Source organism: Methylophilus sp. QUAN (assembly GCF_015354445.1).
Taxonomy (GTDB): Bacteria; Pseudomonadota; Gammaproteobacteria; order Burkholderiales; family Methylophilaceae; genus Methylophilus.
Window position 1 is genome coordinate 901,349 of sequence record NZ_JADKYT010000001.1, and the last position, 22,750, is coordinate 924,098.

General features: G+C 51.6%; 24 protein-coding genes. 19 read left to right on the forward strand and 5 right to left on the reverse strand.

Annotated features, from left to right (window positions below):
- Positions 1 to 120: 120 nt before the first annotated feature.
- The 4 genes from INP79_RS04375 (at position 121) to INP79_RS04390 (ending at position 3,395) form a co-directional block, all read left to right on the forward strand.
- Complete coding sequence (locus tag INP79_RS04375) at positions 121 to 984, forward strand: 3',5'-nucleoside bisphosphate phosphatase (protein WP_194753085.1); 864 nt, start codon at positions 121 to 123, stop codon at positions 982 to 984.
- A 15-nt stretch (positions 985 to 999) separates the two neighbouring features.
- Entirely contained in the window at positions 1,000 to 1,611 is a 612-nt protein-coding gene (locus tag INP79_RS04380) for an L-threonylcarbamoyladenylate synthase (protein WP_194740744.1), read from the forward strand.
- A gap of 74 nt (positions 1,612 to 1,685) precedes the next feature.
- Positions 1,686 to 2,324, forward strand: a complete 639-nt coding sequence (locus INP79_RS04385) for a site-2 protease family protein (protein WP_194753086.1) — start codon at positions 1,686 to 1,688, stop codon at positions 2,322 to 2,324.
- Between the two features lie 285 nt (positions 2,325 to 2,609).
- Positions 2,610 to 3,395 (forward strand): PEP-CTERM sorting domain-containing protein, encoded by a 786-nt coding sequence (locus INP79_RS04390; protein ID WP_194753087.1) that lies wholly within the window; start codon positions 2,610 to 2,612, stop codon positions 3,393 to 3,395.
- A 309-nt stretch (positions 3,396 to 3,704) separates the two neighbouring features.
- Here the strand turns inward: INP79_RS04390 and INP79_RS04395 are convergent, their stop codons facing one another.
- The gene (locus INP79_RS04395) at positions 3,705 to 7,352 is read right to left on the reverse strand and encodes a DUF748 domain-containing protein (protein WP_194753088.1); all 3,648 of its coding nucleotides are present in this window, start codon (positions 7,350 to 7,352) and stop codon (positions 3,705 to 3,707) included.
- 197 nt (positions 7,353 to 7,549) lie between these two features.
- Here INP79_RS04395 and INP79_RS04400 point away from each other — a divergent pair, with 197 nt between their 5' ends.
- On the forward strand, positions 7,550 to 8,410 hold the full coding sequence (locus tag INP79_RS04400; RefSeq protein ID WP_194740747.1) for an HlyC/CorC family transporter: 861 nt from the start codon (positions 7,550 to 7,552) through the stop codon (positions 8,408 to 8,410).
- Positions 8,411 to 8,471: 61 nt separating this feature from the next.
- Entirely contained in the window at positions 8,472 to 8,867 is a 396-nt protein-coding gene (locus INP79_RS04405) for a hypothetical protein (protein ID WP_228519712.1), read from the forward strand.
- 69 nt (positions 8,868 to 8,936) lie between these two features.
- Here INP79_RS04405 and mscL read toward each other — a convergent pair whose 3' ends face one another.
- Entirely contained in the window at positions 8,937 to 9,350 is a 414-nt protein-coding gene (mscL, locus tag INP79_RS04410; RefSeq protein ID WP_194753089.1) for a large conductance mechanosensitive channel protein MscL, read from the reverse strand.
- A gap of 172 nt (positions 9,351 to 9,522) precedes the next feature.
- Between mscL and panC the strand changes: the two genes are divergently transcribed.
- From panC to INP79_RS04440, 6 genes are all read left to right on the forward strand, one after another.
- Positions 9,523 to 10,377 (forward strand): pantoate--beta-alanine ligase, encoded by an 855-nt coding sequence (panC, locus tag INP79_RS04415; protein ID WP_194753090.1) that lies wholly within the window; start codon positions 9,523 to 9,525, stop codon positions 10,375 to 10,377.
- Positions 10,378 to 10,481: 104 nt separating this feature from the next.
- Positions 10,482 to 10,862, forward strand: a complete 381-nt coding sequence (gene panD, locus INP79_RS04420) for an aspartate 1-decarboxylase (protein ID WP_194740750.1) — start codon at positions 10,482 to 10,484, stop codon at positions 10,860 to 10,862.
- 14 nt (positions 10,863 to 10,876) lie between these two features.
- Positions 10,877 to 11,248 carry a ribosome silencing factor gene (gene rsfS / locus INP79_RS04425; RefSeq protein WP_194740751.1) on the forward strand — a complete coding sequence of 124 codons (372 nt, stop codon included), beginning with the start codon at positions 10,877 to 10,879 and terminating at the stop codon, positions 11,246 to 11,248.
- A 21-nt stretch (positions 11,249 to 11,269) separates the two neighbouring features.
- Positions 11,270 to 11,737, forward strand: coding sequence for a 23S rRNA (pseudouridine(1915)-N(3))-methyltransferase RlmH (gene rlmH / locus INP79_RS04430; RefSeq protein ID WP_024929681.1), 468 nt, complete (start codon positions 11,270 to 11,272; stop codon positions 11,735 to 11,737).
- Between the two features lie 2 nt (positions 11,738 to 11,739).
- The gene (locus INP79_RS04435; protein WP_194753091.1) at positions 11,740 to 13,173 is read left to right on the forward strand and encodes a deoxyribodipyrimidine photo-lyase; all 1,434 of its coding nucleotides are present in this window, start codon (positions 11,740 to 11,742) and stop codon (positions 13,171 to 13,173) included.
- A gap of 221 nt (positions 13,174 to 13,394) precedes the next feature.
- Entirely contained in the window at positions 13,395 to 14,465 is a 1,071-nt protein-coding gene (locus INP79_RS04440; protein ID WP_194753092.1) for a VacJ family lipoprotein, read from the forward strand.
- A gap of 82 nt (positions 14,466 to 14,547) precedes the next feature.
- Here INP79_RS04440 and pmbA read toward each other — a convergent pair whose 3' ends face one another.
- On the reverse strand, positions 14,548 to 15,870 hold the full coding sequence (gene pmbA, locus INP79_RS04445; protein ID WP_194753093.1) for a metalloprotease PmbA: 1,323 nt from the start codon (positions 15,868 to 15,870) through the stop codon (positions 14,548 to 14,550).
- A gap of 73 nt (positions 15,871 to 15,943) precedes the next feature.
- Between pmbA and yjgA the strand changes: the two genes are divergently transcribed.
- Both yjgA and INP79_RS04455 read left to right on the forward strand, forming a co-directional pair.
- Positions 15,944 to 16,489, forward strand: a complete 546-nt coding sequence (yjgA, locus tag INP79_RS04450; RefSeq protein WP_194740755.1) for a ribosome biogenesis factor YjgA — start codon at positions 15,944 to 15,946, stop codon at positions 16,487 to 16,489.
- Positions 16,490 to 16,560: 71 nt separating this feature from the next.
- Entirely contained in the window at positions 16,561 to 16,809 is a 249-nt protein-coding gene (locus INP79_RS04455; protein ID WP_194740756.1) for a sulfurtransferase TusA family protein, read from the forward strand.
- Between the two features lie 78 nt (positions 16,810 to 16,887).
- On the opposite strand, the gene INP79_RS04460 is transcribed toward INP79_RS04455, so the two are convergent.
- Positions 16,888 to 18,858, reverse strand: a complete 1,971-nt coding sequence (locus tag INP79_RS04460) for a site-specific recombinase (RefSeq protein WP_194753094.1) — start codon at positions 18,856 to 18,858, stop codon at positions 16,888 to 16,890.
- Between the two features lie 82 nt (positions 18,859 to 18,940).
- Positions 18,941 to 19,711: a PDZ domain-containing protein gene (locus INP79_RS04465; protein WP_228519713.1), complete on the reverse strand. Its 771-nt coding sequence runs from the start codon at positions 19,709 to 19,711 to the stop codon at positions 18,941 to 18,943.
- Positions 19,712 to 19,828: 117 nt separating this feature from the next.
- Here INP79_RS04465 and mog point away from each other — a divergent pair, with 117 nt between their 5' ends.
- Genes mog through INP79_RS04490 form a run of 5 tightly spaced genes read left to right on the forward strand, consistent with a single transcriptional unit; the run spans position 19,829 to position 22,749 of the window.
- Positions 19,829 to 20,428, forward strand: coding sequence for a molybdopterin adenylyltransferase (gene mog, locus INP79_RS04470; RefSeq protein WP_194753095.1), 600 nt, complete (start codon positions 19,829 to 19,831; stop codon positions 20,426 to 20,428).
- A 31-nt stretch (positions 20,429 to 20,459) separates the two neighbouring features.
- Positions 20,460 to 20,816, forward strand: coding sequence for a hypothetical protein (locus tag INP79_RS04475; protein ID WP_194753096.1), 357 nt, complete (start codon positions 20,460 to 20,462; stop codon positions 20,814 to 20,816).
- Positions 20,809 to 21,756: a thiamine-phosphate kinase gene (gene thiL / locus INP79_RS04480; protein WP_194753097.1), complete on the forward strand. Its 948-nt coding sequence runs from the start codon at positions 20,809 to 20,811 to the stop codon at positions 21,754 to 21,756. The genes INP79_RS04475 and thiL overlap by 8 nt, the downstream gene beginning before the upstream one ends.
- On the forward strand, positions 21,740 to 22,246 hold the full coding sequence (locus tag INP79_RS04485; RefSeq protein WP_194753098.1) for a phosphatidylglycerophosphatase A: 507 nt from the start codon (positions 21,740 to 21,742) through the stop codon (positions 22,244 to 22,246). The genes thiL and INP79_RS04485 overlap by 17 nt, the downstream gene beginning before the upstream one ends.
- Positions 22,243 to 22,749 (forward strand): CinA family protein, encoded by a 507-nt coding sequence (locus INP79_RS04490; protein WP_194753099.1) that lies wholly within the window; start codon positions 22,243 to 22,245, stop codon positions 22,747 to 22,749. The genes INP79_RS04485 and INP79_RS04490 overlap by 4 nt, the downstream gene beginning before the upstream one ends.
- Position 22,750: the final 1 nt, after the last annotated feature.

The following is a 22,750-nucleotide window of genomic DNA, read 5'->3' on the forward strand; positions in this document are numbered from 1 at the left end:
TTCAGGCGACTGAATTCCTGCTATCTGTGAGGGCACTATTTTGCTATGATTTCTGTCAATATGTAAAGTTAGTCGCTTTACTGTCTCTCTTTTTTATTCAAACGGCGCCCCTTATTGATCATGTCTGTCCCCATTGATTTGCACTGCCATTCCACCATGTCCGACGGGCTCCTCACGCCTGAAGAACTGGTTGCGCATGCGGCGAGCAAGGGCGTGCGGGTACTCGCCTTGACTGATCATGATGAGGTGAGCGGGTTGGCGCGTGCGCGTGCTGCAGCTGAGCAATTAGGGATTTCTTTTATTGATGGCGTTGAGATTTCCGTCACCTGGAAAAATCGTACTTTGCATATTGTCGGTCTGCGTGTCGATCCGCAACATCCAGAATTGTTAGCCGCCTTTGCTAAAGTACGCGAAGGGCGCGATGCCCGCGCCAGACAAATTGCCGAAGGCCTGGCAAAAGCAGGGATCGCAGACGCCTATGAAGGCGCGCGCGAACTCTCGGGTAACAGCGTGATGACGCGCAGCCATTTTGCCCAGTTTATGGTCAAGCGCGGCCACGCCAAGAACATCAAGTCAGTGTTTAAAAAATATATGGTCAAAGGCAAGCCTGGTTACGTCAATCATGAATGGATGAGCCTGGAAGAGGCCATGCAGTTGATTCGTGATAGTGGCGGGGTGGCTGTCCTGGCACACCCGGGTCGCTATGACTTGGGATTTGTGAATATGCATCTGCTATTAAATGAATTCAGAAATCTGGGTGGTGCAGCGATTGAAGTGGTCACTGGTAGTCATCAACCGCCGCAGTATGAGCAATTTGCCAAACTGGCGCATCGTTTTGATTTAAAAGCTTCGCAAGGCTCTGATTACCACGGCCCGGGCATGTCTTATATGGATATGGGGCGTTTGCCCGCATTGCCTTCCGGTTGCGTGCCTGTGTGGCAGGACTGGCCCGAAGCCAGTCAACTGCAAGCAGTAGCGGGTTAGCGCATTCTCTAAATCATGGCACAGTATTTTGTGATTCATGCGGAAAACCCGCAAAGCCGTTTGATCCAGCAAGCTGCGCAGCTATTAAAGCAGGGCGGGGTGCTGGCATGCCCCACTGATTCCAGTTATGCGTTGGTGTGCCTGATGGAGTTCAAGGACGCGCAAACCCGTATCCGCCGCTTGCGTGGTGTCGATGATGAGCATCCATTTACGTTGATTTGCCGTGACCTGGCTGAGATTGGCACTTATGCCAAAGTGAATAACAGCCAGTTCCGCTTGCTCAAGGCGATGACGCCGGGCGCTTATACCTTTTTACTCGAAGCCAGCCGTGAAGTGCCGCGCCGCTTGCAGCATCCCAAGCGCAGCACCATTGGCTTGCGCGTGCCTAAGCATGTGGTTACGCAAGCTTTGCTGGAGGCATTGGATTCGCCCTTGCTCAGCATGACCTTGCAGTTGCCTGGCGATGAAGCGCCCATGTCAGTCGGTTGGGAAATCCGTGAAGCCCTGGAGCACCAGATTGACGCCGTGATCGACAGTGACATCGTGCACGTGGGAGCCACGACGGTGGTGGATTTGACGCAAGACCCGCCAGAACTGGTGCGCGCTGGCGTTGCGCCATGGCCTTGATTTGGCGGTATCTGGCCGCACCTTAGGATTCTTAGACTCTGTTGCAGAGTGTTGACTTTAGCTGGAAGCATGACATGGAACTCACTGTTGTACAGAAAATTGCCGCTTACGCCTTACCCATCCTGTTTGCCATCACGGTACATGAAGCGGCGCATGGTTATGCCGCCAAGTTTTTTGGTGACCTGACCGCTGAGCGCATGGGCAGGATTACCCTCAATCCTTTCAAGCATATAGATCCGATTGGAACAATTTTACTGCCTGCGCTCAGCATTATCCTGGGCGGCGTGCTGTTTGGCTGGGCCAAGCCGGTGCCGGTCAACTTCGGGCAATTGCGCCGTCCCAAACAGGATATGTTGTGGGTGGCACTGGCGGGCCCTGCCTCCAATTTTGTCATGGCATTGTTGTGGGGGCTGTTGTTGGCCAGGGGCGGTTTGTTTCCCGATACGGCACAAGGCTTCCTGTCGCAAATGAGCCTGGCTGGCATTCAGATTAATCTGGTGTTGCTGGTGCTGAACCTGTTCCCATTGCCACCTCTGGATGGCGGCCGGATCGCGGTCAGTTTGCTGCCCATGCCCATGGCAATCAAATTTGCACAAATCGAGCGCTTTGGCATGCTGATCCTCATCGCGCTGCTGTTTACCGGCATCCTCGGCATGCTGTTATCACCAGTATTGCGGTTTTTTCAGCATTTGCTCACGGTGCTAATGTTTTAGAGTCTATATTGATACCCGACCTTCGTTTCCCCTAACGCACCGTCCATGCTAGCAAATAGCTGCCGTGTCTCCGTGTTCAAAGGCATAATAAGTTGCCTTAAGCAAAGCGCTCGCACAAGACGCATTGTTTTGGCAAAAAAATGAATAGCTCAAATGACCTATTCAACAAATCCAGTATTTGCCATATATTTACTTCAAAATCCAATAGATAGTGACTTCATCCTTACTACTATTTACATTTTGTGATATAAAAACTATTTCTGACTTTTTGGCTCGCTATTTTTTATGTTTAGATTTTCTTTTCTCCCGATTAAATCCACCTTTATCGCCGCTACTCTTGGATTTTGCAGCGTAAGCCTGAGTGCACACGCCACCCTCACAAGCTATACCGCTAATGGTAAAGACTTGGTATATAGCTCAGTGAGCGATGTCACCTGGACTAAAGACGGCAATCTCTTAGGGACGCTGTTTACAAGCCAAGGCTTTAACACCGTGGTTAATGCCATTGTCGCCGCCAGCCCCACCATTAGCAACACACCTAACTTTATTAGCCCCACAGGCTCTTACACAATTTCAGCCAGTGACTTTTCCGTGAATGGACAAACAACTTGGTTTGGTGCCCTGGCTTATGTGAACTACCTCAACAGCATTAAATACGCAGGTAGCAATCAATGGTATTTACCTACTGTTGCTAATGAAGAGGTTGGCTCGAACACCAGTACCAACGGTACATCCAAAGGCGATGAGTTGGTAGAGCTTTTTTACCAAGAGTTAAACGGCACTGATTTTAACAGCATCCCAAACACCGCCAGCTTTGACAACGAACAATCTTATATTTACTGGTCTGGCACGGAGTCCGCGACGTATCCTGAAAGGCCGGATCATGATAGCGCGTGGCACTTCCTCACCTACATCGGCTACCAGGACGACGACCGCCGTAAAGACAATCTATTTTATGCATGGGCAGTGAGTCCCGGAAAAGTCGTGACGGTGCCTGAGCCTGAGCCTGTGGTAATGCTATTGTTGGGTTTGGGTGTGGTGGGTGGCGTGGTGCGCTGCCGTCGCGGTTGATAATTTGAGTCATTTGGTTGCTTTTGGGCGGTAGAGAGCACTAGAACCCATCGTGTAAGCACAAAGTAATCTGTGCGGAGTCAGGAAACATGACCCGTTATGAGCATTTGCCGATTTACCAGGATGACTTGGCTCTAGCGGTGCATATGGAACAAGTGGCGGGTGTTTTCGTGCCATCCACCTTGTGGCACAGAATTGCGAAAAAAATTGCCGCCCTTTACTCCGGAAGTTCAACGTGCATCTTGATACTGGGTTGTGCATACGCTGCTTTAAGCAGATAGCTCGCTTAACTATTTTACATCGCCCACATTAATGCTTGATAGCTTCCAGTGTCAGTTTGCTAGGCACATGATCCCGCTCCGATTTCACGGTCGCGGGATTGGTGATAGCGATACGTTCCTGGTTAACGCCTAATGCCACAAACGCTTGTTGAATCGCTGCCGCGCGGGTAGTCGCCAGAGCCTGTAAGTCAGCTTCTGTTACTGGTATGCTGGTGGTCAAGGTTTCCTGGGCCTGCTCGTAAAACCCGGCAGGGGTCTTCTCCAGTTTTGACGCCAGCCGTTTGAGCAGCCCCTTGTTAGTTAAACGGTCATACAATGTTTTGATGGCAGACTGCACTTTGGGGTTGTTGAGATCAATCGGCCCCGCTGCCTGGCCTGCTTCCAGTTTCACACCCACTTCTTCCGCGACTTGTTTGCGCAACGTGGTTTCCTGAATGGCGCGTGTATCTGCTGTAACATCATAGCCTGGCAACACCCCCAGTTTGAGTTGCTGGCGTTTGCTTAGAGCGGTGCTCACAGCGTGCAGTTTTTCCAGTTCTGGTGGCAAAAGCGTTGCACTGCCTGCATCAAATGTAATCGCCTCCAGTTTTTCTCCGCCGCCAAACAGTTTACCCAGCGCACTGAACGGTGCGGTCACAATTTTGGTCAGCACATTGGTGAACGCTTTCCAGACAATCCCGCCTATGCTGAACTTGGGGTCGTCCAGGCTGCCGCTGACTGGCAAATCGAGGTCGATCACGCCATCACTGTCTTCCAGGATGGCAATCGCCAGGTCCAGGGGCAGGTTGGGGGCATCTTTACTGTCAACTCTTTCACCCAGGGTGAGTTTGTTGATGACAAATTTGTTTTCGCCCGCCAGTACACGCTGTTTGATTTTATAGCCCAAGTCTACAGACAGCTTGCCAGATTCAATTTTGCGCCCGGCAAACTTACCCGAGTAGGGGGTCAGGCGATTCATCTCCAGGTTGGTGAAGGCCAGTTTAATATCGGTAAACTCTGTGGTTTTAAATGGTTGCAACGAGCCACGGATGCGTGCTGCACCGTAATCATCTACCTTGCCGTCCAGTTCGACTTGCGCGGTGGATGACGGGTTGCTGGAGATGCCATTGATGACGCCGCCCAGGGTGTGGATGTGCGTGCCGAACGGTTGTGGCAGCGATAAGTCAGCAAATTCCAGTTCGGCGTTATTGATGCGTACCGTATCAATTGCCACCGGGAAATCGCTGCTAGTGCTGGCAGGTGTGGCCGTTGCTGTGGTTTGACTCGCGGGGACGGGGGCCGCCTTGGTTGTGGTTGATGTGGTTGCCGCCTGGTCTGGTGTAGCCGTGCGCATGACCTTGGTGATATTCAGGCTGCGGTCAGGGTAAATGATGAATTTACTTTGCGGTTTGCTTAAGGTCAGCGTACTTAATTGCAGCTTGTTGGGCGCCAGTGACAGCGCCAAGCCGTCCCCTTGCAGTTTTTCCCAGCGTAAAAACGGTTGCTGGCTCGCTTCCTCAAGGATGGACAGCTGGTTGACACTAAAGCCGCCGTCAAACTTGGTCGTCCCGCTGCTGGTTTGTTGCAGTTTGCCTTGCAGGCTGGCGGAACCGTTTTCCAGTTGCAGTAAGGCAGCTTGCTGGATATAAGGGGCAAAGGGTTTCAGTGCCAGCTCGGTGAGTGTACATTGCAACTCGGTTTTAAAAGGGGCTGCAGCCAGTTTGCCTTGCAGGTTGAACTGACCGCCTTGTTTGACCTTGAATCCAGCTTTCACCGGCAGCAAGCGTGCCATATTCTGGCTCAGGTCGCTAGCTTCCACGCTGGCATCCACCACATCCAGCACCACAGGTGTCGGCGTTGATTGATCTTCAATATGAATGTCAGCCTGTTGCAAGGCCAGCCGCTTCACGGCGTAAGACCATGGTTTCGCAGATGTTGCTGTTTGTGTGCTTGTTTTGGCCGTTGTTGTGTGACTGCCTGAAGCCGGTGACAGTATGGCTTGCCAGTTCAGGCGTTGATCCGCTTGCCTGATGACCGTTGTTTTAAGCCCTTGTAATTGAATCGCGGCAATGTCGATTTTTTGTTGGTCCAGCGCCAGTTGTGCATGACTCAGTGCAAATTTGGCCAATTGGGCGGCGGGTTTTTTATCTGATTGCACGCTGAGTTGTGTGGCTTCCAGTTGCACATTTTTTAGCGCCAGGCCTGACGTATTGTCCACACCAAGTTGTATATTTAAGTCGCCAACCGTGGCTTGCAAGGGCTTGGCAAATTGCTGGTCGGTATAAGCGAGCTGCCAGTGTGCCAGGGCAATGTCGTCTATCGCAAATTGGAAGGGGGCGCTGGCCTTTTCATTGACCTTTTCATCTGGCACCGCAGGGGTCTCAGCAGGTGAGGGCGTGGCTGTTGCAGGTTCGGCAAAGGCGTGTTGCCAATCAAGTCCGGCAGCCGTTTGCGTCGCCGACAATTGCCCTTTGTTTAATAAAATATGCGCTACATTGACCCGGCGTTCGGCCAGATTGAGGCTGACATTTTCGATCGCCAGTTCTGGCAGCGCAAATAATGTTTTTTGCGCCTGTTGTAGCTGTGTTTGCTCAATATGCAGATTCAGGTTGTCAAATGTCAGTTGTGCCTGTCTGTCCTGTGCGAAGACCAGCTTGGGTAAAGTCAGGCTGCTTTTGGCAATGGCAAGCGCTGCCTGTGGTTTATGTAGTTTGAGTTGGTCCAGTTGCACATCGATATCTTGTGTGGTGACCAATAACTGTTTTTGTTGATCAAGCGCCAGATGCTTGGCTTTGACCTCTAACTGCGTGAACGCGAGCTTGTCGCCTTGCGTCAGTGCACCTGCCAAATCATTCACGCGCAACTTTGCATCGCTGACCAACAGCTTCGGTTGTTGATTCGGTAAAGAAAAATCATAGTTAAACTGACTGGCAAACGTACCTGCCGTGATTTGCAGCGGCAAGTTGGCCGTGTTTACCCATTGCATGACTTTGGCGATTTGCAAGCCTTCAATCGCCAGTGAGCCTTGCGACGCCAACGGATTGACGCCGAAATTACCTTTCCATTTGATGGTCGCGCCCTGGTACGGCAGTTTGGCGGCAATCAGGTAGTCACCACGGTCTTTGGGTAACGTGGAAAAGCCTTCCAGCTCAAAGTCCAGTGGCTTAAGTGATGCTTGTAATGGTGAGGCGTGCTGCGCATCCTGATAATCGATATTGCCCTGGCTGATCGAAATGTTTTCAATGATCACGCGTGGCAGGTCAGGGCTCGGTGGTGAAGGATCTTCATTCAGTTTGGCAATCAGGTCGGCCCAGTTGAGGCGGCCTTGTTTGGAGATATGCACATCGACGCGCGGCGCTGTCAGTGTAATTTGCTTGAGCTTCCAGGCCCAGTCGAACAGGCCGCTGGTTTCAAGGTCGACCACTAGCTTGTCAAAAGATGCCAGTGGCGCACCACTTTTCTCGGTCAGGGCCAACTTTTCGATGGTCGCGGTCAGGCGTAGCGGGTCAAATGTCACTTTTTCTACGCTGGCTTTGCTTGCCAACTGGCTTTCTGCTACCCAGGGCAACAACCATTTTGCCAGTGGGTTGATGGCTAGCCAGGAAAACAGGAAATAAAAGACAAGCAGTCCGGCAAACACCTTGCAGGCGAGTGATTGGGACAGCGTACGTAAGAAAGGCAAGAGACGATTCAACATAAGTGTTAATTTAGCAGAAATTAAATCTTTTATATCGATTGTTGACAGCGGAAAGTGACAAATCTTTGTCTGTCATACAGCGCCAGGGGTGGCCTTGAATAAGTCAAACAACCCATGTCATGAAGGTGACATCGACGTCCGTTTTCATGTATGCTTAAGTTAACGCGTTATACAGGATGCTGTTTTCAGCAGTAACTATGGCTTCAGAGCCGGATAAGTTGTCACACAAACCCTCTCTTTTAGAACGATTAAGTCACTTTCTTCTGCGTGAGCCGGAAGATAGAGAGCAACTGGTTGAGTTGCTGCATGGGGCTTATGAAAATCACCTGATGGATAGCGATTCGCTCGCCATGATTGAAGGTGTCCTGCAAGTCAGTGAAATGCAGGTCAGGGACATCATGATCCCGCGTTCGCAAATGGACGTGATCGACATTGCCCAGCCGCCAGAAAGCTTTTTGCCGTTTGTGATCGAAACGGCGCACTCCCGTTTCCCCGTCATTGAAGATAATAAAAACGATGTCATCGGCATTTTGCTGGCCAAAGACTTGTTGCGCTATTACGCCAGTGAGTCGTTCGAGCTGCGCGATATGTTGCGCCCGGCGGTGTTTATTCCAGAATCCAAGCGCCTGAATGTATTGTTAAAAGAATTTCGCAGTAACCGTAACCATATTGCCATTGTCGTTGATGAGTATGGTGGCGTGGCAGGCATGGTCACCATTGAGGATGTGCTCGAACAAATTGTTGGCGATATCGAAGATGAGTACGACGATGATGAAGATGAAAGCAACATTATCTTCCAGGCGCCGGGCAAGTACCGCGTCAAGGCGCTGACTGAAATCCCTGAATTTAATGAAGCGATAGGTACTGCGTTTAGCGATGAAGAGTTTTCTACCGTCGGTGGCCTGGTGGTGAATCACTTCGGCCATTTGCCCAAACGTGGCGAGCATATCCGTATTGATAATTTAAGTGTCACCGTCGTCCATGCCGACAGTCGTCGCGTGCATGTACTATTGGTTGAGCAATTGCCGGAAGAGGTTTACCCAATCGAGTCTGTGTAGCCTTGCCGTGTTGGAACCTATTGTTGTTTTAATTGCCTGAGTTTCTGAATAAAGGAGAGTCATGATGAAAGCACAAACCTGGTTGAGCGGAGTGGTGGCTGTTGCATTATTGTCTTTAAGCGGATCTGCGTTGGCGGGCGCGACGGCAGCTAAGTTTCCAGAGGACGAACAAGGCTTTGTCGATGCGGTCGGTAAATTGAACCGCGCACAATTGATCGCCTTGCTAGGCGAGCCCGCGCGCGCTGAAGATGTGAAGTTAAAGGATAGCGGACGCGTGGTGGCCTCAATCTGGCATTACCACAATATCAATAAAGATGCCGCTGGAGCGTATTATCCGACGACAGAGCTGGATCTGATTGATGACCAGGTCAGCGTGGTGGTGTTCCTGAATAATGATGGTTCTGATGCGAGCTCAGGCCAGACGTATGAGGTTCAGCCTAATCCGGCGGATTTGTAAGCGTTAAATAACAGAACTAAAAATAAAGGGCGCCTTGGCGCCCTTTGTCATGTACACATCACCCAAAAATTACTTTTTCAGGCTGTCACGGATTTCACGCAACAAGACAATGTCTTCCGGTGTTGCTGCTGGCGCTGGTGGTGGTTCTGCCTGTTTCAGGCTGTTCATGAATTTAACCATCTGGAAAATGATAAATGCCAGGATGATAAAGTTAAGCACAATAGTGACGAAGTTGCCGTAAGCCAGCACCGCCCCCAGTTTTTTTGCTTCTGCCAGGGCGAGGTCAGCCGACTGGCCATTGAGTGGCACGTATAAATTGCTGAAATCAAAGCCGCCAAAAATTCTGCCGATGACCGGCATGATAATGTCGTTGACCATGGAATCAACGATCTTGCCAAAGGCGCCGCCGATGATGACACCGACCGCCAGGTCCATGACATTGCCCTTCAGCGCAAATTGTTTAAACTCGGTCATCACACTCATTCACTTACTCCTGATGTTAATAATTGTAGATAGTTGCAAATGATGACTATAGGCGTGGACCTGCGTGCTTGTCAATTGCCGGTAAAGTGATCTTTGATAGGCTGGGGCTGAATAATAGTGCGGTGTGATATATTGAGCCACTCTGGATTTTGTCGGATTTGAAAGAGTCTACATGCAGTTGTTTCACACCTTGCGCGAATTGCGCGCCTTTTTAGCCAGCCGTGCTAACCAACGGGTTGGCTTTGTGCCGACCATGGGTAATTTACATGCGGGACATTGCCAGCTGGTGACGCTGGCGAAGAACCATGCTGACCTGGTCGTGGTCAGTATCTTTGTAAACCCGCTGCAATTTGGGGCGAATGAAGACTTTGGCAGTTACCCGCGCACCTTGCAGTCTGACTGCGAGAAGTTGCAAGCCGTGGGCGCTGACGTGGTGTTTGCACCCGCTGTGGAAGAAATGTATCCGGATTTTGATGGTCAGTCTTTGCACCAGGAGATGGTGATTCAGCCGCCACCGTTGGCCGATGATTTATGTGGTGCCAGTCGTCCTGGTCATTTTGCAGGCGTCGCCACCGTGGTCGCTAAATTGTTTCATATGGTGCAGCCGCAGGTCGCGGTGTTTGGCAAAAAAGACTATCAACAACTCATGGTGATTCGTGCCTTGGTGCGACAACTCAACTTTGATATTGAAATTATTGCCGGGGAAACGGCACGCGAGTCTTCCGGCCTGGCCATGAGTTCAAGAAATGGTTATTTAACAGTAGCGGAAAAAACACAGGCGGCGCAGTTAAACCAGCAGTTGCAAAGCATCAAACAGGCCTTGCTGTCTGGCCGCCGCGACTATGCCACTTTGCGCGAGCAAGCCTGTTTAATGCTGAGCCAGCAGGGCTGGCAGGTAGATTATGTAGAGATCAGGCGTCAACAGTCACTGACCTTGCCGGATGCGCAGACCAGCGACTGGGTGATACTGGCGGCAGCCAGGTTGGGTAAGACGCGGCTGATTGATAATTGTGAAGTCAGTGCGTAGCGAGATTGAAGGCATTTTTTATAAATTTATTTTGCGCTAAGCCATTGATAACTTTATAATTACGACCTTTTCCGCGCGAGCGGAAGTTCGAGCTAAGGGACGCAATGCAAAGAACCATGTTGAAATCCAAGCTGCATCGGGTGCGTGTGACGCATAGCGAGCTGCACTATGAAGGCAGTTGTGCGATTGATGAAGCCTTGCTGGAGGCCGCTAATATTCACGAATATGAGCAGATCCAGATTTACAACATCAACAATGGTGAGCGTTTCACAACTTATGCCATTCGTGCCGAGCGCCACTCTGGCGTGATTTCGGTGAATGGCGCGGCGGCACATAAAGCCGACCCTGATGACCTGATTATTATTGCCAGCTATTCGCAATATACCGAAGCCGAATTGACCAATTACCATCCGCAACTGGTGTATGTCGATGCGCAAAATCGCATCGTCGAACAGAAAAACCATATCCCTGCGCAAGCTGCCTGATTTTGAGTACCCCTATGCAACCTAACATTGATGTATTGTCCCTGGAGGACATGAAGCTGGCCGTTGTTGACGCGCTGGAAGATATTAAAGCCTTTGATATCACGGTGATGGACGTGCGTCATATGACCGCGGTCACCAGTTACATGATCGTCGCCAGTGGTAATTCCACCCGCCAATGCAAGGCGATTGCTGATAACGTGCGTGAAAAGCTGAAAGAAAAAGGCCTGGATGCACGTGGCGTAGAGGGCGAAAAAGAAGGCGAGTGGGTGTTGGTGGACTTGGGCGATATCGTTGTCCATGTGATGGTCCCGGCAACGCGCGCTTACTACAACATTGAACAGCTGTGGAGCGAGTCGCAAACCCGCCGCGCGGCCTCTGCTGCCTAAAAGTCCGATCTCTCTCCTGATATGAAGCTGAATATCATCTCGGTCGGCCATAAAATGCCCGACTGGGTTGAAACGGCGTGCGCAGAGTATTTGAAGCGCATGCCACGCGAGCTCGAAACACGCATCATCGAAATCAAGCCTGATAAACGCGCAGCCGGTAAAAACAGTGAAGTGGTGCAAGAAGCCGAGGCCAAGCGTATTCTGGAAGTCGCCGGTAAAGATTACCTGGTGGCGCTGGATGAGCGTGGGCAAGCCGTGACCACCTTGCAGCTGGCAGAAAAACTCAAAAGCTGGCAGGAAATGGGGCGTGATGTTTCACTGGTGGTTGGTGGGGCCGATGGCTTGCATGCGCAACTCAAAACGCAGGCACAATGGCTGTTCAGTTTGTCTAAATTGACCATGCCGCATGGCATGGTGCGTGTGATGCTAGCCGAGCAACTTTATCGCGCCCACACCGTTCTAAGTGGTCATCCCTATCACCGAGAATAACGATGTCTAGTGCCCTGGTCTGGTTGCGTCGCGACCTGCGCGACGATGATCATGCAGCGCTGTATCACGCCTTAAAGCGCCATACGCAAGTTTATGTCGCTTTTGTTTTTGATACCGATATTCTGGATGCCTTGAGCGATAAACAGGATCGCCGGGTAGAGTTTATCTGGGAAAGCGTGCGGGCACTCAAACAGTCTTTACAAGCGCAAGGTGGCGATCTCGTGGTTTTGCACGGCCGTGCACAGTCGGAGATTCCAGTCCTGGCCAGCGCGCTAAATGTGACTGCGGTATATGCCAATAAGGATTACGAACCAGTCGCGATTGCCCGTGACGAAGCCGTGGGCCAGGCGCTGTTGCGTCATGGTCAAACACTACATTTGTTCAAAGACCAGGTGCTGTTTGAACAAGATGAGGTGATGACGCAAACTGGCAAGCCGTATGGGGTATTCACGCCTTATAAAAATGCACACTTGGCCAAATTGAACGCGTTTTACCTCAAGGCTTACCCGGTCAAAAAGTATCTGCATCACCTGGCCGCGGTCACGCCGCAGCCCATGCCAGCCTTGGAGTCACTCGGCTTTCAGCGTACCAATCTTGCTGAGTTGCGACTGCCGACCGGCATGGCGGGTGCGCAACGGTTATTTGACGACTTTTTACAGCGTATCGACCAGTATCATGAGGCGCGCAATTATCCGTCTGTGAAGGGCGTGTCTTACCTCTCAGTGCATTTGCGTTTCGGCACGATTTCTATTCGCCAGTTAGCCCATGCGGCCTGGCAATTGTCATTGGCTGGTAATGAAGGCGCCGCCATCTGGTTGAGTGAGTTGATCTGGCGTGATTTTTATTTCCAGATTCTGTTCCATCGGCCAGACCTGCAACAAGGCCGGTCTTACAAGCCGGAGTATGAAGCGCTACCTTTCCCCAATGATGCTGGCTGGTTTGCCGCCTGGTGCGAAGGCCGCACTGGCTTCCCGATTGTCGATGCGGCCATGCGCCAGCTCAATCAAACGGGGTATATGCATAACCGTTTGCGCATGGTGGTGGCCAGCTTTCTGGTCAAGGATCTGCTGATTGACTGGCGCTGGGGCGAGCGTTATTTTGAGCAGAAGCTCATTGATTTTGACTTTGCGGCCAATAATGGCGGCTGGCAATGGGCGGCGTCCACCGGCTGTGATGCACAGCCTTATTTCAGGATTTTTAACCCGCAATCGCAGTCGGAAAAGTTTGATCCGCAAGGTAAATTTATCCGTAAATATGTGCCAGAATTAACGGTGCTTGATGACCAGCAGATTCATGCGCCCTGGGCAGAAAAATTTCGTAAAAAATCCTTGTTTGACAAAGGGTTAATGGGGGATTACCCGGCCCCTGTGGTGGATCATGCGCAACAGCGCGAATTGGCGCTGCACTTATACAAAAATAATGTGAAGCAAAGATGACATTTGATGTAGAATAAATGTGTTTGACTGCGTGTCAAGCTTGGGCCGCAGCGAGAATGGCTTGGTCAATTCGATGATTTTTTAACCAGCATCCCTTCAATTTTTAGAAGAGCGTTCCGTTAACTGTCATGACAAGCCCTGGCGAAGGACACACATGCAAGCACTGTTGGGGATACAACAATTTAAATGCGCTTGAAAAGCTTCTAAACATAATGACAAATATGAAAACACTGAGAGCGATCGTATTGACTGCCGTTTTAGTGGGTGTCTCTGGTTGTGCCACAACCAATAAAGACCCGCTGGAAGGCATCAACCGGGGAATTTACAAGTTTAACGATGTGGCTGACCGCTACGCCATGAAGCCGGTCGCCAAAGCCTACAAAGCGGTTGCGCCTACCCCTGTGCGTACTGGCATCAGCAACTTCTTCAGCAACCTCGGCACCTTGACCACCATCGTCAATGACTTGCTGCAATTGAAGTTTGCCCAGGCCTTTACCGATGCCGGGCGTTTTGTGATCAACTCCACCTTTGGTATCGCTGGCTTTATTGATGTGGCCAGCATGGACAATGTGCCAAAACACCAGGAAGATTTTGGCCAGACCTTGGGTTACTGGGGTGTAGGTTCCGGCGCTTATCTGGTGTTGCCGATTATTGGCCCAAGCACCATCCGCGATGCCAGCGGCCTGTTTATTGACACTGTGACGTCTGACCCGATTACCTATTTGCACAATACCGGCCAGATCCGTGCACACAACCAGGTGCGTGCCGTGCAGCTGCTGGATAAGCGTACGCAATTGCTGGATGCGACCGATTTGGTGGATAACGCGTCGATTGACCCATATGCGTTCATGCGTGATGCTTATTTGCAACGTCGTGCCAGCCTGATTCAGGATGGCTTGGTGCCTCAAGAGTTGTTGCAGGACGAGTTTGAGCCTGCGGATGAAGATGCACCCACGCCAACGCATTCTGAGTTATCACCAGCGACAGGCGCTGACGCAGTACTGTTACAATCGACTGCGCCTATTGGTCAGTCTGAGGTTGGTCAGCTTGAGGGCGTTGAGCCAACCGTGGAAGGTGCTGCCCTAGTGGCCGAGCCTGCTGCAACGGTTGACGTCGTTGAATTGAGTGAAGCTGCTGGTGAAGCCGTTGAGGCATTGCCACCTTTACTGGAGCAGGCTGACCAGACTACAGGCGAAGAAGTGCCAGTGGTTGAGGTTGATGCTAGCGCGATGGTGGCTGGTGTTGATGAAACCTTGTTGACCGTGGTGGAGCCAGCAACGCCTGCGCAATAATGATGCCCACACGTTGAATAAAAAAGGCTTTGCATTGCAAAGCCTTTTTTATTTGGGTGCCCGCAGGCGCTAACGTGCTTATTTACTCTGATGAAGCAACCGTCATGCGTTCAATTAATATGGATCCCGTCTGCCGTGAGCTGTGAGGAATGACATCGTTACCGATCGCAACAATGTTTTTCAGGATATCCTTCATATTGCTGGCAATAGTGATTTCTTCTACTGGATGCACAATCACACCATTTTCTACCCAATAGCCCGCCGCCCCTCTGGAATAGTCACCAGTGACCATATTCATGCCATGTCCAAGTAATTCTGTCACCAGCAGGCCGGTACCCATGGCCTGCAATAATTGCTCAAGGCTGTGGCCTGTAGAGCGTACCACAATGTTGTGTGCGCCTCCGGCATTGCCGGTCGATTGCATGCCCAGTTTGCGGGCAGAATAGCTGCCCAGTAAATAGCCTTGTAACACCCCGTTTTCAACTAGTGTGCGTGGGCGGCAAGCCACGCCTTCGCTATCAAATGCGCTGCTGGCAGCGCCTTTGAGTACAAACGGATTTTCATCAATCTGCAGCAATGGACTGGCCACGGTTTGGCCCAGGCTGTCGAGCAGAAAAGACGATTTCCGGTATAAATTGCCACCGGAAATGGCGCTAATCAAGGTGCCTATCAGTCCGCTGGCCAATGGTGCTTCAAATAAGATCGGATATTGCCCGGTTTTGATTGGGCGGGCGCCCAGGCGCTTAACCGTACGTGAGCCTGCTGTCTGGCCGACCTGCTCTGGTGTTGCCAGGTCTAGCGCATCACGTGCACTGCTGTACCAGTAATCACGTTGCATGAGGCCATCCGCTTCGGCGATGACTGAGCAACTGATGCTGTGGCGTGAGCTAGGGTAGCCGCCAATAAAACCATGGCTGTTGGCATAAGCAAAAGCGCCGCTCTGGCTATAAATGCTGGCGCCTTCGCTATTGCTGATACGCGGGTCGACGGCGAGGGCTGCTGCTTCACAGCGCTTGGCCAGCGCTAGCGCCGCATCCACCTCTATATGCCAGGGATGGTGCAGTGACAAATCTGGAAAGTCAGTGGCCATCAATGCCGCATCGGCCAAGCCGCAGAAAGGGTCCTGTGCCGTATATTTTGCAATATTGCAGGCAGCTTCAACAGTATCTTTCAAGGCTTGAGGGCTTAAATCCGAGGTGCTGGCATAGCCTTTACGCTGACCAAAATAAACTGTGACCGAACAGCCTTTGTCACGGTTATATTCGATGTTTTCAGTCTCGCCTTGCCTCACGGAAACGTTCTGGCCGGTGCCAAAGCTGACCTCTGCCTCGGCACTGCTGGCGCCTGCTTTGCGTGCCAGTTGAATGATGTCTTGAGCGATTTGTTGAAGTTGATCCGATTGCATGCTGTACGCGCTTGTTTTTTGCTTGGCAGTTAAAACTGTTATCATACCCGATTTGGCAGAGATTGCTTTTACCATGACATCTGAAACCTTTGATGATTCCCAGCCCAGTAAAACCCGATTGAAAGCAGAAGCGGATGCTGCGCAGGAGATAGGCCGTCAACTGGTGGCACTGCCCAAGGACAAACTGAAAAAACTGCAATTAGAAGAGTCGTTACTGGATGCGATTGCAGAAGCCAAACGCATTACCGCTAATGGCGCGATTCGTCGCCAGATGCAATATATTGGCCGCTTGATGCGTGACACTGACCTGGCACCTATTGTCGAGCAATTACAAAAGTGGGACGGCAAGCACCAGGAAGAAAATGCCCGTTTTCATCAGATGGAACGCTGGCGTACGCGTATGCTGGAGGATGTCAAAGCCATAGAATTATTTATTGCCGAGTTTCCGCAAACGCATGTGCAGCAGATGCGTACGCTGATTCGCAATGCACAAAAAGAGCACGCCGCCGGTAAACCGCCCAAGAGCAGCCGCGAATTGTTTAAAATGATACGCGAGGTGATGGAAGGCAAGAGTGTGCAGGACGACACATCATTTGAAGAAGAGTCATTGGACGAGTAAAAGTATCGCGTGGCGCCTGGTGCGGTACGCTGGCTGTATTCATTGACCATGCTAAACGAGGAGGGGAAACCATGCATAACCAGATTGATATTGAACTTGATTTAACCGGCCTGGATAGTCCGTTGCCGATGCTAAAAACCAAAGAAGTACTGGAGCGCCTGTCGCCAGGCCAAGTGTTGCTGGTGAAAACAACGTCTGCGGGTAGCGAACAAAATATCCGCAACCTGATCAACAATCACCCGGTCAAATTGCTGTCTTTAAACAAGCAACATGGCGAGTTTCATTTTGTCATGGAAAAAGAAGCGGTGCTGGCTGCCTAGTCGCGTTCTTTCACCCCAGGCATGCTGTTTGGCAGCATGCCTGTCTAAGATTTTCGCAAATGTTGTGTCGCGTAACGCCTAGTCTGGCTTGCGTGGCGGCAATATAAACTTGCCTGGCTGTTTATACAGGGCGGTCAGCAACTCCAGCCAAAAGGCTTTCCAATGGCGATAGCGTACTTTGCGTGATTTCATGGCGACATAAATCGCCAGGCCAAAACTGGTCATCAGGTTAAGTGTACCGACCAGGGCAATGCCCAGAATCGCAGTCCCGATAATGTAATGACTGGCCTGGAAGTCCAGTGCCGGCAATGCATACCCAGAGAACGCTGCGACAAACGTAACATGACGGATATCCAGCGGCAGGCCCAGCATGACGCCCAACCCCGACGCAAAGCCCAGCAGGCAGCCGAAATAAAAGTTACCGGCCAATGCGCCCAGGTTATGGCGAATATACTCGGTGATTCGCCACAAACGCTCTTTGCCCAGCAGTATTTGTAACCAGCGCAAATGCCCAAGACGCTCGGGAATCCGGTTGTAAGCGGCTAGGTTGTCATGGTAGCCCGCAATCAGGCCGGACAGGAACAAGCAGACACCTGCCACCGCCGCATACAGTGCCGTCAGGCTGATCAAGGGGTTGTTGCTATCCAGCAGGGCATGCGCTTTTTCGGTGCCGATGAAATGGTGGCCGGTTGTTTGCATGATGAGCCAGTCGATGAGGATAGCCACTGGGATTACCACCACAACATTGCCCAGGATGGCAATGGTCTGGCTGCTGGTGGTTTGTGCCACGATGTTGACCAGGTTGTGGATGTTTTTACTGTCGTGACCATGGTCGTCGATAGTGGCGGCAATGGTGGCGGCCGTCATGGCGGGCTGTTTGGTGGCGACGGTAAAGTGCAGCAAGTGGATGATGACAAAGCCCAGGCCGTAATTCAGGCTAAACAGGATGGCCTCGGTCAATGGTGGCAAGTGGTAACTGGCAATCATGATCTTAATCATCGCCATCACGGCAATAATAATGCCAGCGCCCATGGCTGACCCCATCAGTTTAAAGTACTCATTGCGGTGCTGAGCGATATAGTGTTCGCCGGTATGGCTGGCATTTTCAGTCACGCGCAGGGCCAGTAACTCAGTGTTCTGGCGCCAGTATTCAGACAGGTTGTTTTTCTTGCACTCGGCGTCGACCAGCTGCTTGAGCAGGCGCGTGATCGCGTCACTGACATCATGCTTGAGGATCAGGCCATGCAAGATATCCAACAGTAACTGCATGCGTTGAATCTGCTGCAAGATGCGTTGCATGAGGGCAGTGAGCGAGATGCTGGTGCCGGTGTTAGCGTTAGCCTTGCGGATTTCGTGTGTGAGTTGTTCGCAGCGTTTGAGGACACTGTAAAGGTGTTGTATGTCTTCGGCCTGTATTGTCGCCAGTGCCAAAAACGTCTGAATCTCTATGTTTTGCGTGATGAATGGCGAGCGGTTCGATTCCAGGTCCTCATGTTGCAAGATCAGCTCAGGATCCAGTCCTGAAGCCGATAAGCGGTATGAAAGCACCTGCAAGGCATCCTTCAGTTCTTGTATGCAATTCTGCTGTTGTTGCTGGTCACCCTGGTCTATGTGCAAGGTGTACATAAAGTCCCGCCAGACGGTATCCGGCATGCCAATGACCCAATCCACATCGCTGCTTTGATGGAAAACCTGTCCAAACACATCTTTTAAATATTTGGGATCGGGGACTTCTGGCAAGAGCTTGTGTGAGAGGCGGCGATAAATTTCTGTGAAAAAGCCGAGGTCAGACTGGATGCCATGCTCGGAATACAGGGAAATCACGCTCTTTTCATCCAGTAATCTGAGCAGGCTGTTGCGCAATGACAGCGCATACTGCGGGTGTTGCTGTAGCAGGAAGCATAGCGCCTGTAGCGCCTTGCTGGCGCTTTCAATATCGGTCGATACTTTGGGGCGGATATTGTCGAACAGGGCCCGCAAGAATTGAATGTCGTCCAGGTCGCCGGCGGCTTCACGGGCGGCCTGATGCTCAAAGGTAGGTTGAAACATGAAAAACACTTTCTGTGATTCTATTTTAGCCAAGAGATTGCCGCTGTAAGGCGTCGGCAATCGAGTTAAGGCCATTTAAACACTATAGCTGTACCTCAGCCGCCAGCGGCTCTCCCTGGCGCTCTAATTGCACTTTGACCACTTTTCCGCTGTATTTCCTGACCAGGCTGGAAAGTTGCGCCGCATCATCCACTTTTTCGTTGTTGATGCTGAGTAATTGATCTCCACGCACCACACCGCCTTTTTCAGCCGCAGAACCATGAATCACGGCAATCACACGCACGCCTTCACTGCTGACCTTACTAGCCGGTGCATCGTCGTTTTGCCCGGATTGTTTAGGCACCAGTTTGATGACATGGATGCCCAGCAACGGTGGTGGCAGTTTTGCCCAGTAAGTGGCGTAATAGCGATAGCTGCCTGCTTTGACTGCGACATCTTTTTCGGTCAGTGCTTGGCCTTTTTTTACCGCTTCTTTAATCACTTCCATTCTCGATGAAGGAGAGGCGCCGCCCGCTTTTTTCATGTACACCAGGATGCTGTCGGCCTGGATGGCGCGGCCATGGTTGCGTGCCTGCTCCGCATCCACTTCGCCCGCCTCAAAGCTGCTGAATCCCATCAGGTCGTAGCCGTTTTCCAGCATCCTGATATTGTCTTCATCGCGGCGCGTGCCACTGAAAAGCTGTGGTTCAGGGTTCGCTTGCAATGAGTGTAAATTGCCCTGGTTTTGTGCCTGGTAATTGAGGCTGTAAGGGTTGTCTTCTGCCCAGGCAGCGGTGCTTAAGGTCAAGGCTGCCAGCACTGCAGCATGCTTGAAATATAAAGACCACTGGCCTGATAAGGAGGAAGCGGGCATAACGGACTGTCCAGGCTTGCACAGGGGGTTCATCGAATTCTCCATGATCGAATAACAGCTTGTAATGTTATGATGTATTGGTACATTAACACAGACACAATTGTCATAGACCAGGTTATGCAAGAACAATTCACGCGCATTGGGTTAGTTTCTATCAGTGATCGTGCCTCGCAAGGCGTTTATGAAGACAAGGGCATCCCGGCGCTCACCGCCTGGTTGGCGCAGGCGGTGGTTTCTCCTTATACTGTCTCCAGCCGCCTGATTGCCGATGATCAGGCGACGATTTCGCAGACCCTTAAACAACTGGTCGACGAAGAAGGTTGCCATCTGGTGCTGACCACAGGCGGTACTGGTCCTGCACTCAGGGATGTGACGCCGGAGGCGACCTTGGCCATTGGCGACAAGGAAATGCCTGGCTTTGGTGAACAAATGCGCCAAATCAGCCTGCGTTTTGTGCCGACGGCAATTTTGTCGCGCCAGGTCGCCGTGATCCGCAAGCAGTGCCTGGTGATTAATTTGCCGGGGCAGCCCAAGTCGATACAGGAAACGCTGGAAGGTCTCAAGGATAGCGACGGTAATACTTTGGTGCCCGGCATCTTTGCCGCTGTGCCGTATTGCCTGGATTTGCTGGCAACTAGTGATAAGCCAATGCCTTATCTGGAAACTGACGAAACCATCGTCAAATCTTTTCGTCCTAAATCTGCCATTCGCAAATAAATTAAATTCTTAAGTTATTCAAAGAGATTGCATGCGTTATAACACTATTTCCAGGCTGATTTTTATCAGTTGTTTTGCCTTGCTGACGTATTTGTTGCTCATGGAAATGGCGCCAACAAATGATGGCTCGATTTACAAAGACAAAATCCAGCATGTGATCGCCTTTGGTGGCGTCACCTTCTGGGGCTTGCTGGCGTTTCAGCGTTTTCCTAAAACTACTTTGTTTGGGCTGACTGCGTTTGGCGCACTGATGGAAGTCTTACAAGGCATACTCACCACCACCAGGCAGCCCAGTGTGTATGACTGGCTGGCGGATGTCGTCGGTATTTTGCTGGCTTGGGCCGTGGCCACTGTATGGTTGCGCTGGTGGCAGGGTCGCCGTGGCTGAATTTGAGCTAATTGCCAACTATTTTACCCGGCCTGCACAGGCCGATCTGGGCGTGGGCGATGACGCGGCGCTGATCCGCGTGCGACCAGGCTATCAGTTAGCGATTTCAGCAGATATGTCGGTGGTCGGGACGCATTTTTTTGCCGATATTGACCCGTTTGCCATCGGTTGGAAAGCCATGGCGGTGAATGTCAGTGATATGGCAGCCATGGGCGCCGAGCCCAAATGGGCCACCTTGTCGATTGCCTTGCCAGAGATTGACGAGTCTTGGTTACAAGGGTTCAGTAAAGGGCTGTTTGCCTGTGCCGATCAGTTTGGCGTATCCCTGGTTGGTGGCGATACCACGCGCGGGCCTTTGAATATTGCCATTAATATCCTGGGCGAAGTGCCGCCAGGCCAGGCTTTGCAGCGCAATGGCGCGCAGGCAGGTGATGATGTCTGGGTCAGTGGCGTGTTGGGGCAGGCGGCATTGTGGCTGCAGCATCGTTTAGGCAAGCTGGAGATACATACTGAAGCGCTCGCTGCACTGGCCACAGCCATGCATCACCCGCAACCTCGTGTGGCACTAGGGCTGGCATTGCGCGGTGTGGCAACCGCTGCACTGGATATTTCAGATGGCTTGCTGGCGGACCTGACGCATATACTGCAAGCATCCTCTGTTGGCGCTGTGTTGGATTGGACGGCAATGCCCAAGCCTGTGTTGCAGCAGTCGTCAGTGCGTGATGCTGTGTTACAACAGGCTGTGTTGGCTGGTGGCGACGATTATGAGTTATGTTTTACTGCTGCGCCGCAGCACAGGGACGCTTTGCAGGCGCTCTCGGCGCAGCTAGGATTGCCCTTGAGCCGTATCGGGCAAATTACCACGCAGGCAGGCTTGCACGTGTTTAACGGTGACGTGCGTATCGACTTATCGCAGAAAGGATATGCGCATTTTGGCTAATCACCGCCCACCGCAGCCGCCAAGTTGGGGCTTACTGTTTTCGCATCCTCTGCATTGCCTGAGCTTTGGCCTGGGCACCGGCTTATCACCTAAAGCGCCGGGCACGGTAGGCACATTATTGGGCTTTCCGCTGTATTGGCTATTGATGGGCTTGCCGCTGATGCAGCAATGGTTAAGTTTAGGTGTGTTGTTCTTGCTAGGTATCTGGTGTTGCGAGGTGACCGGTCGTGCATTAGGCGTCAGCGACCATGGAGCTATTGTGTGGGATGAAGTCGTGGCGATGGCCGCTGTGTTGGTCACGGTACCATTCACATGGGCTTGGGGCCTGGCTGCGTTTGCCAGCTTCCGGCTGTTTGATATCTGGAAGCCTTTTCCTATCGGCTGGATAGATCAGCGTGTAAAAGGTGGGTTGGGCGTGATGCTGGATGATGTGCTGGCGGCAATCATGGCCATGTTGGTATTGCAACTTGCACAAGGCTACGTGTCATGAACATATTGCTTGAGTTAAGCGAAACCTTGGGACAGGCACTACAAGTAAAGCACAGGCAGTTGGCGCTGGCCGAGTCTTGCACTGGCGGGATGGTTGCACAAGCGGTGACCGCCATTGCAGGTAGTTCTGCCTGGTTCGATCGCGGTTTTGTTACCTATAGCAATGTGGCAAAAATCGAGATGCTGGGTGTTCCTGATGCATTGATTGCCGAGTTTGGTGCGGTCAGCGAGCCCGTGGCTGAGGCAATGGCCTTAGGGGCATTGCAACACAGTCAGGCGCACTTAAGTGCTGCCATTACTGGCATTGCTGGGCCGGGTGGTGGATCACCGCACAAACCGGTTGGCACGGTATGTTTTGCCTGGGCATCTCGCAGTGATGGCGGCAGCAGAGGCAATACTACGGTGATAGAAACCCGTCATTTTGAAGGTGATAGAACGCAAGTGCGCGAGCAGGCCGCCAGCTATTTGCTGGCTGGCTTGCTAAAGATGGCTAATGCACTGTAAT